The 13,881-nt window shown below is 60.4% G+C and carries 13 protein-coding genes; 7 read left to right on the top strand and 6 right to left on the bottom strand.

Going from position 1 to position 13,881, the window contains the following annotated elements; all coding sequences use genetic code 11:
• Nucleotides 1-12: 12 nt before the first annotated feature.
• Nucleotides 13-723, bottom strand: coding sequence for a protein phosphatase CheZ (locus tag SIAM614_RS14670; RefSeq protein WP_229597975.1), 711 nt, complete (start codon nt 721-723; stop codon nt 13-15).
• 292 nt (nt 724-1,015) lie between these two features.
• On the opposite strand from SIAM614_RS14670, the gene SIAM614_RS14665 reads away from it, so the two are divergent.
• From SIAM614_RS14665 to clcA, 3 genes are all read left to right on the top strand, one after another.
• Complete coding sequence (locus SIAM614_RS14665; RefSeq protein ID WP_006935612.1) at nt 1,016-1,741, top strand: DUF2927 domain-containing protein; 726 nt, start codon at nt 1,016-1,018, stop codon at nt 1,739-1,741.
• Nucleotides 1,742-1,992: 251 nt separating this feature from the next.
• Nucleotides 1,993-2,766, top strand: a complete 774-nt coding sequence (locus SIAM614_RS14660; protein WP_050789401.1) for a L,D-transpeptidase — start codon at nt 1,993-1,995, stop codon at nt 2,764-2,766.
• Between the two features lie 153 nt (nt 2,767-2,919).
• Nucleotides 2,920-4,281, top strand: a complete 1,362-nt coding sequence (clcA, locus tag SIAM614_RS14655; RefSeq protein WP_006935610.1) for a H(+)/Cl(-) exchange transporter ClcA — start codon at nt 2,920-2,922, stop codon at nt 4,279-4,281.
• Nucleotides 4,282-4,326: 45 nt separating this feature from the next.
• Here the strand turns inward: clcA and glcF are convergent, their stop codons facing one another.
• On the bottom strand, nt 4,327-5,664 hold the full coding sequence (gene glcF / locus SIAM614_RS14650; protein ID WP_006935609.1) for a glycolate oxidase subunit GlcF: 1,338 nt from the start codon (nt 5,662-5,664) through the stop codon (nt 4,327-4,329).
• A gap of 268 nt (nt 5,665-5,932) precedes the next feature.
• On the opposite strand from glcF, the gene SIAM614_RS14645 reads away from it, so the two are divergent.
• Entirely contained in the window at nt 5,933-6,562 is a 630-nt protein-coding gene (locus tag SIAM614_RS14645) for a hypothetical protein (protein ID WP_040440309.1), read from the top strand.
• Between the two features lie 73 nt (nt 6,563-6,635).
• Here the strand turns inward: SIAM614_RS14645 and SIAM614_RS14640 are convergent, their stop codons facing one another.
• From SIAM614_RS14640 to SIAM614_RS14630, 3 genes are read right to left on the bottom strand one after another with little or no spacing between them, the layout of a single operon-like run.
• Nucleotides 6,636-6,995: a DUF4870 family protein gene (locus tag SIAM614_RS14640; RefSeq protein ID WP_006935606.1), complete on the bottom strand. Its 360-nt coding sequence runs from the start codon at nt 6,993-6,995 to the stop codon at nt 6,636-6,638.
• A gap of 44 nt (nt 6,996-7,039) precedes the next feature.
• Complete coding sequence (gene glcE / locus SIAM614_RS14635) at nt 7,040-8,230, bottom strand: glycolate oxidase subunit GlcE (protein WP_006935604.1); 1,191 nt, start codon at nt 8,228-8,230, stop codon at nt 7,040-7,042.
• A gap of 9 nt (nt 8,231-8,239) precedes the next feature.
• Nucleotides 8,240-9,721: an FAD-linked oxidase C-terminal domain-containing protein gene (locus SIAM614_RS14630; protein ID WP_006935602.1), complete on the bottom strand. Its 1,482-nt coding sequence runs from the start codon at nt 9,719-9,721 to the stop codon at nt 8,240-8,242.
• 169 nt (nt 9,722-9,890) lie between these two features.
• On the opposite strand from SIAM614_RS14630, the gene SIAM614_RS14625 reads away from it, so the two are divergent.
• Nucleotides 9,891-10,835, top strand: a complete 945-nt coding sequence (locus tag SIAM614_RS14625) for a LysR family transcriptional regulator (RefSeq protein ID WP_006935600.1) — start codon at nt 9,891-9,893, stop codon at nt 10,833-10,835.
• Between the two features lie 138 nt (nt 10,836-10,973).
• A complete protein-coding gene (locus SIAM614_RS14620) occupies nt 10,974-11,369 on the top strand; it encodes a c-type cytochrome (RefSeq protein WP_006935598.1) in 396 nt (131 codons plus the stop codon).
• A 245-nt stretch (nt 11,370-11,614) separates the two neighbouring features.
• On the opposite strand, the gene SIAM614_RS14615 is transcribed toward SIAM614_RS14620, so the two are convergent.
• Nucleotides 11,615-12,913 (bottom strand): DUF3422 family protein, encoded by a 1,299-nt coding sequence (locus SIAM614_RS14615; RefSeq protein ID WP_006935596.1) that lies wholly within the window; start codon nt 12,911-12,913, stop codon nt 11,615-11,617.
• A 194-nt stretch (nt 12,914-13,107) separates the two neighbouring features.
• Between SIAM614_RS14615 and SIAM614_RS14610 the strand changes: the two genes are divergently transcribed.
• Nucleotides 13,108-13,875, top strand: a complete 768-nt coding sequence (locus SIAM614_RS14610) for a FadR/GntR family transcriptional regulator (protein ID WP_006935594.1) — start codon at nt 13,108-13,110, stop codon at nt 13,873-13,875.
• Nucleotides 13,876-13,881: the final 6 nt, after the last annotated feature.

Below are 13,881 nucleotides of genomic sequence, written 5' to 3'. Positions count from 1 at the left end.
TTGAAGGGTGTCTCAGGCGAACAGAGCGTCGATATCGTCCTGGGTCGCCACATCGACATCGCTTTCCAGCGCCGGACCGTTGAGCAGGGCTGCGTCGCCCTCCTTCAGCTCGCGCTGTTCGACTTCGATATCCTTGAAGGTTTCGATGCCGCCCCAGATATCCATCATCTGCATGATCCGGTCCTCGACGAACCGCAGCGTCGAAACCACCTTGGTGATGCGCTGACCGGTCAGATCCTGGAAGTTACAGGCTTCGAAGATCTGGATCACCTTGTCCCGGATGTCGTTGGCAAGTTCGGCATCTTCCTTGCCGAGACGCGCGGAAAGCGTGTTGGCCGTTTCATCGATATACTCGGCAGACGAAAGAATGGTTTCGGTTGCCCCTTCCGTTCCGATCACGACGGCATCCAGCTCGTTGGTGACCCGGGTCATCTCCTCACCTTTGGCACCGGTGGTGTGATGCAGGGTGGCGATCTCACGCTTCGTCTGGGCAATTGCTTCGTAGATGGCGTCCAGTTCGACCTTCAGCTTGGCAGCCTCAGACAGCTCCTTGCGGAACTCGGCCATGAACTTCGCACTCATCTCTTCCGGATCAAGCTGCGCCTGCTTGTCCGGGCCATTCCTCATCATGGATTTGAGGCTGGCGATTTCTGCAAGAACTTCCTGGTGACGACGTTCTTCAGCATAGGCGGGGTTCTCGTTCGCCCCGGAATTCATGCGCATCAAGCTTTCCGCTCGAAAGGATCTTTTCACCGCGGCCATGCCTACTCCCGTTCCCCGCCCCTGCAGGCTTTCATAAATCGCAATAGGGCTCTTATAGCGTGGGAAGTTTAAAGAATTGTTTTTTCAAAGCTTGGCACACTGAGAGACATAATTTGGTGTTTGGTAACGGTTTCTTGGCTTTCCTCCCGTCACCGCTTTGGGTATCCTCCCCCCTCATTAACAACGAACTGCTGCGCGCATGAACAGGCATGTCCCTCAGGCCGATGTGGCTGCAAACGGTGCTTTGACCTAGATGATTTTCGTGCGCTTCCTCGTCACCTGTGTGCTGCTTCTTACAGGTCCCATCACGTTGAGTTCCGCTTCGGCAGCGAGCGATTCCTTCTCTACGGAAGAGCTTCTGGAAGGATTTGAGAAGACGGTATTCGGGCTTGAGTACCGTAGCTGGAGCTGGCGTCCCTATCTGGTCAAGAAATTCACCACCCCGGTCCTGTTCTATGTCCATAATCTGTCCGCGCGCGACAGGACGCAGACCGTCCATCGCTTCATAATGGAAATCGACAACCGCATCGGCGGATTGACGACCGACGTCACCAACGATCCGGCCAAAGCAAATTTCGAGATCTATGTGGTCGACCGGGCCCAGTATGAACCGGTGGTGAAGAAGGACATCTACAAGAACGAACATGCCCGGGTTCCCGGCCGATGCCTTGTACGTGTCGTTTCCGGCCGCAAGGGCATCAAGCGCTCGGCGGCCGTCATCGTGTCCGACGAAGGCGAGTTCCTGTTCAAGCGCTGTCTTGTCGAGGAACTTCTGCAGGGCTTGGGGCCGATGAACGACGACGAGCAACTCACCCACTCGGTGTTTAACGATTCTTCGCGCCACAGCCGTTTTACCGTGTTCGACCAGATCATTTTGAACATGCTCTACGATCCGCGCATCAAGCCGGGCATGTCGATACAGCAGACCCGGTCGATCCTGCCGCTGGTGGCACGCGATGCCCGGCGGCGCGTGCGTTAACCAAGGAATCGTGGAAAGCACTGTCTTTTCAAACGGCCTTCAAAGGCTGTTCCAGCAAGGCTCTCAACGGTTGGGGTTTCGTTAAGCCTGTTCCTCAACCAACGACTAACCATAAGAAAAGATTACCTGATTTCCGTACGCCGGATTCATCTTTGCAACAGCCTGAGCTGCTTATCATCCTTGCCAATCCGTTAACCGGCGGCTGTAAAAGGCCGCTGAACGTGGTCGATAACAAGTTGATGAGTGCTGCCATGTTCCGCTTGTGCAATATGCTTCCCAGGGCTCTCGGGTTCGCCGGTGTCCTGGTTCTTTCAACCGGTCTTTCCGGCCTTGCCGGCTCTCCGGCAACCGCAGGCCAGGTCTCGCCGCCTCCGCTCGTGCTCAGCCCGAACCTGACCGAACCCTGGATGCTGCAACTCCAGCCGAAGGTGCAGCGGCGCTCGACGGCGCAGCGCTACCAGTTCAAGCAGCAACGGATTCAGCAGCCGCAGGTGCGCCGCGCCAACTGGTGGTCACCCCGTCAGCAACCGGTGCGCCAGCAGCCGCAACGTCAGGCGAAAGCCCCGCAGACCCGGCAGATCGCGCCGCAATTCCTGCCGACCATCGTCAACTACGACGGCCCGCACAAGGCCGGTACGATCGTGATCGATACCAACGAACGGTTCCTCTATCTGGTCCAGAACGATGGCACCGCGCGGCGCTATGGCGTCGGCGTCGGCAAGCCCGGCTTCGAATGGGCCGGCACGCACAAGGTCACCCGCAAGGCCGAATGGCCGGACTGGCGTCCGCCGGCGGAAATGCGCAAGCGCCGTCCCGACCTGCCCACCTTCATGGCCGGCGGCCCGGAAAACCCGCTTGGCGCCCGCGCCATGTATCTGGGGTCGACCCTCTACCGTATCCACGGCTCCAACCAGCCCTGGACCATCGGTCACGCGGTTTCCTCCGGGTGCATCCGCATGCGCAACGAGGATGTCATGGACCTTTACGAACGGGTGAAGGTCGGCACCACGGTGCATGTGATCTAACGTCCTACTCGCAACTCGGTAAACGGAACACTGACGCGCGGCCTGCCGCGCGTTTTTGTTGCGGGGGCTGGCTTTTCTTTGCAGTGTGACGGCACGAAGGGTCGAATCGCCGACCCGCGACCATTTCCTCAAAATCTCTTTCAGGACCGCGGCATGAAAGACCCATTCTCCTCCATATCGGTCCGTTCGGATGCCGCCTATTTTCTGAAGGCCACCCTGGTCGGTATTCTGGTCGGCGGCCTGGCAACCGGATTTCACACCGGCCTCGATTTCCTGTTTGCACACTATGCGGCGCTTCGGCAGGCGCTTGGCCCGGGGTACATGCCCTATGTCGTCTCCATGGCCATTTCGGCAGCCTGTGTCACTGGGGCCTACATTTTGGTCAAGCGCGTCGCACCGGAAGCTGCCGGCAGCGGTATCCAGGAAATTGAAGGCGCGATGGAAGACAAGCGGCCGCTCCACTGGCCGCGCGTTCTCATTGCCAAGTTCTTTGGCGGCCTGCTGGCACTCGGATCCGGTCTTGTGCTTGGGCGGGAGGGCCCGACCATCCACATGGGGGCGATGACCGCCGAGGCTCTTTCACGCTCACAGGATCTGTCAGGCGATGACCACAAGGGCCTTCTGGCGGCCGGCGCGGCAGCCGGACTTGCGGCTGCGTTCAACGCCCCGCTTGCGGCCATCCTGTTCATCGTTGAGGAAACCCGCCGCCAGTTTCCCTTCGGCTATCGCACCTATATGGCCGTCATTATCGCATCGATCCTGAGTGCGGCGATCACCGAACAACTGACCAGCATCGGCCCGCCACTACAGGTGGATGTCGGTTTCGTGCCGGTCTGGAGCTTTGCGCTGCTAGCGGTTCTCGGTCTTTTCCTCGGTGCTCTCGGCGTGTTCTTCAACCGGGCGCTGATCACGGTGATGGATCTCTTCCTGAAGATCCCCTCCGGCCTGCGCTGGGTCCCGGCCGTTGTCATCGGAGCGGCAACAGGCATTCTGCTCAACATTCTTCCTGCCGCCACCGGTGGCGGGGAGGAGCTGGTTCACGACCTCATTCTGACAAACTACGGGGTGATCACGCTGCTGGTGCTGACATTGCTGCGCTTCGGGGGTGTTCTCTTCTCCTATGCATCCGGCGTGCCCGGCGGCATCTTTGCCCCGATGCTGTCGATCGCGACCTGTGCCGGTCTTGCTTTCGGTGTCGCGTCAGCCGAACTGCTGCCGGTTGATGACGATTTCCGCAGCGCATGCGCCGTCGCCGCCATGGGCGGTTTCTTCGCCGCTTCGGTGCGTGCACCGCTCGTCGGCGTGGTGCTGGTTATGGAGCTGACCGGTGCTTATTCGTTGATCATGCCCGTGCTGATCACCTGCACCACGGCTTCGCTGACGGCCCACCACCTGGGCGGACGTCCCATCTACGAGGAACTGCTGGAACGCTCGCTCCGCCTGGCCGGAGAGCCTGTGGACGGTCCTTCAGGCGGAGACAAGACGCCAGTTCAACTGGGCACGCGGGAGCTCTGACAAGCCTCAGACCCGACCCCGCAACTGCGGGTCGCTCTGTCCTGCCTATTCCGCTGCCGCGCGCTGCTGAAGCACCGGTGTCAGGCTTTCAGGCTGCGGGCCCCCATAAACCCAGTCGAGAAGTTCGGCCGTGTGCAGGATCGGAATGTCGGTGCCTAGGCCGATCTGCGTCATGCAGCCGATATTGCCTGTTGCGATTACGTCCGGCCGGGTCTTTTCGATGTTGGCAACCTTGCGGTCGCGCAGGCGGCGGGCGATCTCCGGCTGGAGAATGTTGTAGGTGCCGGCCGACCCGCAGCACAGATGGCCTTCGGGAACATCCTTGACGGCAAAACCGGCCGCCTTCAGAAGATCCTTCGGCTGGCGGGTGATCTTCTGGCCGTGCTGCATGGAGCACGCCGAGTGATAGGCAACCGTCAGGCCGGGCTGCATCGGCGGCTCGCCCAGGTCCAGACCGGTCAGAAACTCGGTGATGTCCTTGGCGAGAGCTGACACCCGGACCGCCTTTTCGGCATAGGCCGGATCGTCCCTCAGCATGAAGCCGTAGTCCTTGATGGTGGTTCCGCAGCCGGAGGCGGTGATGAGAATGGCGTCCAGGCCCTCCCCCTCGGCTTCCTTCATCCAGACATCCACATTGCGGCGAGCATTCTCCAGCGAGGCCTCTTCCTTGCCCATGTGATGAACGAGCGCGCCGCAGCAGACCTCGCCTTCGGGAAGCACGATCTCGTAGCCGGCGCGGCGCAACAGCCGGATGGTCGCATCGTTGATACCGGGATTGAGAACAGGCTGGGCACAGCCGCTGAGGAGCGCAACACGGCCCTTGCGTTTGGGGCTTTCAGCCGTGAAGATCCCGGGTCCTTCGAGCTGGCCGCGTCCTGGCGCCCTGGCAGGTGCCAGTTCCAGCATCGCGCCCATCTTGGCGAGCGGGCCGCCCATCCTCTTCAGGAGACCGGCAAATGGCCGGCCGAAATACGCGCCGATCAGCGCCAGCCGGAACCGCTTCGGATGCGGCAGAACAAACGCGAGGAGTGAACGCATCAGGCGGTCGGCAAGCGGGCGCTTGTAGGTCTTCTCAATGTGGGTGCGCGCATGATCGACCAGATGCATGTAATGCACGCCGGACGGACAGGTGGTCATGCAGGCGAGGCACGACAGGCACCTGTCGATATGCTTGACGATGGTTTTGTCCGCCGGACGGTCGTTCTCCAGCATGTCCTTGATCAGGTAGATCCGGCCCCTCGGGCTGTCGAGCTCGTCCCCCAGAAGTGTGAAGGTCGGGCACGTGGCCGTGCAAAAACCGCAGTGTACGCATTTGCGCAGGATCTTCTCCGACGCTGCGACGTGACTGTCTTTCAACTGCTCTGCGGTGAAATTTGTCTGCATTGCCCCCGTATCCCTCAATGGCCCTTCGTCCCGGGCCTCTCCTTCCGAGCGAGGCGGATCGTACGGTCAGAAGAAGAGCCGCACAAGGCACCTTTGCGGCACAACGGTTTTGCCACCTCTGACTTTCTGTCCCTCCGCTTCCAGAGCCCCGTGCACCATGGCCGGGAACATGAACCGAAGATAAATGCCGCGCTCAGGATCGGTTCAACGCCGGCCGCCTAAGGTGCAAGGCGTGGAAGATTGATATACCAACCAAGGAATTGATTTGATGATTAAGATGATTTCAAAAACCGCCGTTCTGACTGCTGTTCTGGCCAGTGTCGCAACAGGTGCCATGGCCAAGGACTGGATCGAGAAAGTGGAAGTCAAGCGCGACGGCATCGACGTCATTCCCGTCGAAGTGAAAGCCAACTCCTACAACTACACCAAGATCAAGTCCGGCAATCACCGGTTCCTGCTGCGCCTGTCGGCCAAGGCCACGAGTGGCGAGCGGATCGTTGCCATGAAGGTGGGTTCCTTCAAGAACGTGCAGTATTTCGAAGCGGACGGCGACCTGTGGAGCAAGAGCTTTCAGAACCGCGATGTTGGTGCAGGCACCAAGCGCACGGTTTCCCTTTCCTACAAGCCGGTGATCGCGATGGCCAAGGTGAAGTGGCAGGGCTGGGATCCGGTTCAGGCGTGCTCGCTCAATCTGGACAAGGTGCTGAAGGGCGGCATGAAGAAGTCGGTCGCGCTCAGCAAGACCTGGACCGTGTCCGCCAAGGCCTATTTCGAACTGGACGCCGTGGCGGCGAAGAAGAACAAGGCCGCAAAGAACAAGTGGTCCTATAAAAACACCACACATCAGCGCGATGGCTACGGCTATGACGTCACGGTGAAATGCCTGCCGGCGCAGTAACAACCAACGTACCGGCAGCCTGTTGAAGGTTCGAGGCCCGTACCGCACATTGCGGACGGGCCTTGTCCCATGATCAGACCATCCAGGTTTCCGGATTTGGCACAGGCTCGTTGCGACCTGCCAACTGAAGCCCCTTGATGCAGCGGACAATCATCCAGACCAGTACGGCGATCAACATCAGGAAGCCGATCAGGACCAGGGTCAGAAGACCGCTGACGATACCGAACAGCAGCCCGATCCAGAAGGTGCGGATCTGATAGGTGTAGTGGCTGTCTACCCAGGCCGATCCCTTGCCCCGGTTGAGATAGGCGAAGATGACACCGACAATGGCGGTGAAGGGAACGATGATATTTGCCAGATAAAGAATATAAACGAGCGTGGCGTTCTTGCCGCCAGGCTCCATGTAGCCTGAAACTTCGGACTGTTGATCCATGAAGGCACTCCGTTTGAAATGCGCGTGACGATTATGCCTTCACACTACACGCCACTGACCATTTTTCCAGGATTTAGAATGCCTTTCGGGTCGAACTGTTCCTTCAGTCGGCGTGACAAGGCTGCCAGCGGACCGGGCTGCGGGTGAAACACGGAAGCATTCGCGCGCTGAGACGCATCGGCCCGCACAAGCGTTGCATGACCCCCGCCGACCGCATCGATCGCAGCTCGAATGTCCGCCTCGTGCAGAGCGCCATCCAGACAGGACAGCCAGACAAGACCACCGCTCCAGTCGTAATATGCCTGCAGTTCGAATGTTTCCCTCAAGCCGGCAACCAGTTGCGGCCCCGCCGTCGGAGCAACGGAAATCCGCCAGACGGGCGTTGTACCGTCGGCATAGGGTTTGACGTCCCGGATCGTCTGCCAGAGCGACCCTGTCTCCACCGCCTCCAGCCGCGACGGTGCCCCATAGCTTGCAAGCAATGTCTGCAGCGTCCTGAAGCGGTAATCCACCGAGGTCGAAAAGCCTTCCAGCCGCAACAGGGTTGAGCTGCTGCCGCCATTGACACCGGCAGGCAGATGGGCCGCACCCGAGATTTCCGCGGACGATCCCATGGCCTGGCACAGTGCCTTGATGCCGTCGTCGTCATCGAGCCCGGACAGCATGAAGGTTGCCGATGTTTCCGGCTTGGGATTGACCTTCAGCGTGACGGTCGTCGCAACCGCAAGCGTTCCGTAGGAACCGCACAAGGCCCTCGGCAGGTCGTAACCGGTGACGTTCTTGACCACCTTGCCGCCGGAATTGAACACTTCTCCCCGCCCGGACACGGCTTCCATGCCAAGCACGTGATCGCGCGCGGCACCGGCCTTGATCCGGCGGGGACCGGAGAGATTTGCCGCCAGCACACCGCCGATCGTGCCCTGCGCCGGTGCGCAGCCCAGAAGCGGGCCGAAATCCATCGGTTCGAAAGACAGTTCCTGGCCGTTGTCATCGACCAGCTTCTCCACCTCGGCAATCGGAGTGCCGGCCTTCACGGTCAGCACCAGCTCCGCCGGTTCATAACTCTCGATACCGGTCAGCCCAGAAAGATCCAGAACATGGGCGGCCTGGACAGGCCGGCCGAGCGCCCGCTTCGAGCCCTGGCCGATGATTTCCAGAGGCTGGTCTTCGGCAGCAGCCCAGGCCACCACCTTTTCCACATCTCCGGTGCTTTGCGGTTTCAGTGTCGCGTCCATGCCTTGCCCTCAAAACCGCGGAATGTCTGGAAAGGGCAACTGGCCCTTGTGAACGTGCATCTTGCCAAGTTCCGCGCAGCGGTGCAGCACGGGAAAAACCTTGCCCGGATTAAGCAGGTGCTTCTGGTCGAAAGCGCATTTGACACGCTGCTGCTGCTTCAGATCCGCTTCGGTGAACATGTCCGTCATCAGATCGCGTTTTTCGATGCCGACCCCGTGCTCGCCGGTCAGAACGCCGCCGACCTCGACACACAGCCGGAGGATGTCCGCGCCGAAGGCCTCGGCTGCGTCCAGCTCACCAGGCTTGTTGGCATCGTAGAGGATCAGAGGATGCAGGTTGCCGTCACCAGCATGAAAAACGTTGGCGACGCCAAGCCCGTGTTTAACCGATAGCTCCCGCATACGGGCAAGAACCTTCGGCAGCTCGCGGCGCGGTATGGTGCCGTCCATGCAAAGATAATCCGGCGAAATGCGGCCCACGGCCGGGAATGCGGCCTTGCGTCCGGCCCAGAAGGTCATGCGCTCTTCCTCGCTTTGGGAAACGCGCACATGGCTGGCCCGGTTGGCGTTGGCTATTTCTTCCACTCGTTCGATCAGATAGTTGACCTCGTCTTCCGGTCCGTCCAGCTCGACGATCAACAAGGCCTCGACATCGCGTGGGTAGCCCGCATTGACGAAATCCTCAGCGGCGTGGATGGCAGGTTTGTCCATCATCTCCATACCGCCGGGGATGATGCCGGCGGCGATAATGTCGGCCACGCAGCGGCCGCCATCCTCGCTGGTGGGAAAGCCGATCAGAAGCGCCCGCGCGGTTTCAGGCTTTTGCAGGATCCGCACGGTCACTTCGGTCACGACTCCGAGCAGACCTTCCGAACCTGTCATCAGGGCCAGGAGGTCATAGCCTTCGCTGTCCAGATGCTTGCCGCCAAGGCGGATGACCTCTCCGGTGATGAGCACCATTTCAAGGCCAAGAACGTTGTTGGTGGTCAGCCCGTATTTCAGGCAGTGCACGCCGCCGGAGTTTTCCGCGATGTTGCCACCGATGGAACAGGCGATCTGCGAAGACGGATCCGGCGCGTAGTAGAAGCCTTCATGCTCTACCGCGCGGGTGATGCCCAGATTGGTGACGCCGGGCTGAACGACGACGGCGCGGTTCTCATAATCGATGTCGAGCACACGGTTGAACTTCATCATCGACAGCAGCACACCGTCTTCCAGAGGAAGCGCACCGCCGGAGAGAGATGTGCCCGCGCCGCGCGGAACGACCTTTACGTCGTTGTCGTGGCAATATTTCAGAACCCTGGAGACCTGCTCGACCGTTTCCGGCAAAACAACAATCAGCGGCAGTTGACGGTAGGCCGTCAGCGCATCAGTCTCATAGGCGCGCATCTCGCGTTCGTCATGGATCACCCCTTCTCCGGGCACAATCGCCTGGAGCGCGCTCAGGATTTCCTGGCGGCGGGCCAAAACGGCCTGATCGGGCGCGGGCATCGCAATGGCGGTCACGAAATGAACTCCTTATGCATTTTATACGCTGATCCAATCGAATTGGCCTTGCGTAACACCTGATGGCATTGAATTCCCCTTGTACGAGTCTGGCAAGGTTCGTGCCCAAGGAAAACGACCGGCAAATACTAATTGTCTTTCTGAGAGATTGAAAATGAGCAATCTGACCGACATGGAGATTTTCGCAAGGGTGGTGAGTGCCGGCAGCATGTCGGCAGCCGGCCGCGAAATGAGCCTGTCGCCCGCAGTGGTTTCCAAGCGCATCCGGCGACTGGAAGAAAAACTCGGAACCAGGCTGCTGCAACGCACGACACGCCAGATTGCCATGACGGAGGCCGGACAAGGATTTTACGAGCGAGTGGTGGCCATTCTCGCCTCCGTCGAAGAAGCCGAATCATTCGTCTCACGCGGGTCGGCCAAGGCACGCGGCAATCTGAAGGTGGCTGTGCCGACGTCCTTTGGCCGCCTGCATATTGCCCCTCATCTCGGCACTTTCCTGGCGGAAAACACCGATCTGTCGGTCAACCTCGATCTCTCCGACGATTTTGTCGACATTGTCGGAGACGGATACGATCTTGCCATCCGCATTGCCGAGCTCTCCGATTCCAGCCTCGTTGCCCGGCGACTTGCACCGGTACACCGTGTGCTGTGCGCAAGCCCTGCCTATCTCGACAAATACGGCATTCCGGAGAGTATCGAGGATCTCGTTGCCAATCACGTGACCATCGCGGCGACCAATCAGGACCCGTGGCGGCTCGCAGGACCGAACGGCATCGAGACGGTTCGCACGCAGGCGCCGATCAAGACCAACTCCAACGAGGTCGTGCGGGAATGCCTTTTGGCGGGCGTCGGTGTCGCGCTCCGATCCACATGGGACGTCGGTCCGGAACTGCGGGAAGGCAAACTGCAGATCCTGCTGCCCGAGTACCGGGCCTCGAAGGATGTCGGGCTTTACGCCGTCTATCCCAGCCGCCAGTTCCTGCCGGCCAAGGTGCGCGTTTTCATTGATTTTCTGGCCGGGCTCTATGGCTCGTCGCCCTATTGGGACGATGGCCTGGAAGACTGGTTGCGCCTGCCGAGCAGCGCCCGCGCGGGCTGATACCGATCCGGTCGCAACATGACCGCGGGGTGATTGCAGGAGGCTCGGACAAGATGCGACGGTCCGTCACTTGCATCAAAGCGTGACATCCTGTTCTGTTGGAACGGGTTTCAAACACCCAAATCGAGGGAGATATACATGCAGCGACTGCTGATGATCGCCGGAACCGCGCTTCTGGCCCTGACCGTTCAGGCTAGCGCCGATGGCGACCCTGCCAAGGGTGAAAAAGTTTTCAAGAAATGCGCCGCGTGCCACGCGGTTGGTCCTGACGCCAAAAACAAGGTCGGTCCGGAACTGAACGGTATTGTCGGCCGGCCATGGGGCGCGGTTGACGGCTACAAGTATTCCGCCAACCTGCTTGAACTGGCCGATGGCAAGGTCTGGGACGACGAAACGCTCGATGCTTACCTGACCAAACCGAAGGACCTGATTCCGAAGGGCAAGATGGCTTTTGCCGGTCTGAAGAAGGAAGACGACCGTGAGAACGTCATCGCCTACCTGAATCAGTACAACGAAGACGGTTCCAGCAAGTAAGCACTGCTTGCCGACTGACAAGAAGGCCGGGGCGACCCGGCCTTTTTTGTGTCAGGTGACGCCTCTCATCAGTCATCCCGGACGCAGCGAAGCGGAGATCCGGGACCGGTGAGCCTCGGTGTCAACAGTGTTTCCTGCAAACCTCAGGATCTGGTGGCTCCCCGGGTCCCGGCTCGCGCTTTGCTTGGCCGGGATGACGATCCGGTTTATGAAGAAGCCATCGATGCGCGCTGCCGTTTACGGTTTCAATGCTCGCCATGTTTCTGGCGAATGCGTTTGACCGTCCACCAGATCACCAGCACGACCAGCGGAACGGATATGCCTGTCATCACGTTGGCATCCGGCAGCGGCAGGCCGGTTTCCTTGGCGGCTTTCGCGAGATAGGAAATCAGGCCGACGACGTAGTAGCTCACCGCCGCGACGGACAGGCCCTCGACGGTCTGCTGCAGGCGAAGCTGAAGGTGGGCCCGCCGGTTCATCGATTCCAGCAATGAGCGGTTCTGTTCTTCCAGTTCCACGTCGACCCGGGTGCGCAGAAGCGTGGTGGCCCGTGCCAGCTTGCGCGACAGCATCGCCTGACGGTCTTCGATCGCCTGGCAGGTGCGCATGGCCGGTGCAAGACGGCGGACGAGGAAGGAAGCCATGGATAGTTCGCCGGGGGCAGCCTCTTCACGCAGGGTCTCCAGCCGCGCCCGCACGATCTGGTCATAAGCACGGCTCGCCCCGAACCGGAACGTGCTGGCCGTCGCACCGGCCTCCAGCGCCGCGGCCAGGCCGCTCAGTTTGTCCAGAAGTTCCTGATTGGCCCCCAGCGCGGAAGTCTCCTGCATCTGGCCGGTCAATGCCGCAAGCTCGATCTCGAACCGCCGGATGTCCGGCTGCAGTCTCGTTGCTTCGAACAGGCCCAGCATCGCCAGGGTGCGGTAGGTCTCCACTTCCAGAAGCCGCTGGACGACTGCGCCGGACTGAACGTCGCTCAAGGTCCGGTTACAGACCAGCAGCCGCGTCAGGCCATCGCCATCCTGCCGGAAGTCGGTCGCCACCATGGCGGCACCGTCTTCCAGATTGGAGACCGTCAGGCTGCCCTCATCGAACTGGTTTCGCCATTCCTTGCCCTCGTCGCCCCCACGCAGTTCCAGCCTGACGGCGACCAGCAGATCGCCAGGCGCGCGGAACGCGGCACCAAAGGGATGGTTGATCGGCACCTGGCCGAAAATCGTTTCTTCGTGGGCGGTGCCGTCCCATGTGTAGGTGGTGAATTCCGCGTGCTGTTCCCAGCTCAAGGTGCCGCCGCCGAAATTGACCGTGTGATGCCGGGCGCCGGGCGCAGGTCCGTGACCGCCACGGGAAATGCAGAACTCGGACAGCCAGGCATGATCGCGGGCAGCTTCTTCGGCATCTGTCAGGAAGGCGTAGTGGAGTACTGTCCGCGGACAGGGCAGCGCGCGAAACGGCCGGGCATGAACCTCGCCCAGAACCTTTTCCCTGAGTGGCGACGTGCGAAAGGCAGGAAAGGCAGACCCGTTCTCTGATCCCTGATCCAAGGAGCACCCCCGACTTTGGTCAAATTCTGTCTCCCTTACATTCCGCGAAGGCATGGCAAAAACCAACCGGCATTTTCGACGCAGCCGGCAATTGGGTACCTGAGCGACATTTCGGCAACAAAGAATTGGACAAAAAAATTGACCAATTTCAAAAGCGGCGCTAATTTCCGCGCCAACAAAGGAGCGGGAGCGGCATGTTTCAGCCGGTCGATCATCAGAAAACAGCGCATGCCGTCGTGGAGCAGATTGAGGATCTGATCCTGAAGGGCGTGCTGCAATCCGGTGACAGACTGCCCGCCGAACGTGACCTTGCCGACCAGATGGACGTTTCCCGGCCCGTCCTTCGCGATGCGCTGAAGACGCTTGAAGACCGGGAGCTGATCTCCTCGCGTCGGGGTGGCGGCACCTATGTTGCCGACCTCATTGGCCCGATCTTTTCAGAAGCGGTGATCCAGCTCATTGCCCGGCATCCGGGCGCGGTGAACGACTATTTCGAGTTCCGGCGCGGTATCGAGAGCCAGGCGGCGGCCCTTGCAGCCGCGCGCGCAGCGCCTTCCGACCTTGCGAGACTTCAGGACATCGTGCGCCAGATGCAGGAAGCACATGACAACGAGGATCTGCCTGCGGAAAGCCGGCTGGACGTTGCCTTCCATCATGCGGTTGGTGAAGCGGCCCACAATGTGGTGATGCTGCACACCCTCCGCTCCTGCTACCGGCTTCTGGAAAACGGCGTCTTCTACAACCGCGGCCGGCTCTACCACCACCCGACGGCACGCATTGAGCTGTTGCAGCAGCACAAGGCCATTGCCGACGCCATTCAGGTCGGGGATGCCGACCGCGCAAGGCAAGCCTCGGAAGACCACATCGACTATGTGCGCGGCACCCTTGCCGAAACGAAGGACCTGGACCGGCGCGAACAGCTTGCCGGCCTGAGACGGACCCGAAAACCGGCTCACTCGTGAGCCTCA

Origin of the sequence: Roseibium aggregatum IAM 12614 (genome assembly GCF_000168975.1) — a bacterium.
Taxonomy (GTDB): Bacteria; Pseudomonadota; Alphaproteobacteria; order Rhizobiales; family Stappiaceae; genus Roseibium; species Roseibium aggregatum.
The sequence above is the reverse complement of the archived record's forward strand: the minus strand, read 5'-3'. Positions and strand labels throughout refer to the sequence as shown.